Annotated in this window: 1 protein-coding gene; it reads right to left on the bottom strand. The window is 60.9% G+C overall.

Annotated elements, in window-relative coordinates:
* The coding region (locus F2B26_RS16975; protein WP_159811260.1) for a hypothetical protein at positions 1–426 on the bottom strand (426 nt) is incomplete at its 3' end.
* Positions 427–512 lie beyond the last annotated feature (86 nt).

The following is a 512-nucleotide window of genomic DNA, read 5'->3' as shown; positions in this document are numbered from 1 at the left end:
ACCGCCTTGTAGCGCGACCTCTGCCGCGTCGACGTCGCCGGCCTCGAAGGCTTCGACGGCGGTCAGGAAAGCGCTTTTGAGAGTCTGCTGCCGCACGAACTTGTGCAGCTGCGTCATGACCCATTCAGCGTTGATCGAGTCCTTGGCAAGAAACAGATTCTCAACCAGCTTGCGGAAGCTGGCCGCCTTCTTGTCGCCGGCCTCAAGGATGTGTTCCAGGTGATCGGGCAAGTGCTCCTTGATGGGCGCCCCAAACTGGTCAATGAAGGCGATGGCGTGGCCCGCCACTTCCCGGAAGACCGCGGACTCAAAGAGCTGCGGCGTCAGGACCGCCCGGGCCGGCTTGCAGTAGCGGTCGTCAAAGCAAAGCAGCGTCAGCAGGTTCTCCTGCAGGGCGCCGCTCAGCTTGGTGTCATCATCTTTCATGTCTGGAACTTCTGTGTTCAGCGACTATACGCAGTCAGGCGCCCAGGCGCTCAAAGGCTTCCAGCATGGCCGGCGTTGCCTTGATA

The organism is Cellulomonas citrea (assembly GCF_009829685.1).
In the GTDB taxonomy this organism is placed as follows: domain Bacteria; phylum Actinomycetota; class Actinomycetes; order Actinomycetales; family Cellulomonadaceae; genus Cellulomonas; species Cellulomonas citrea.
Note: the sequence above shows the minus strand (reverse complement) of the source record. Positions and strands in the feature narration are given on the sequence as shown.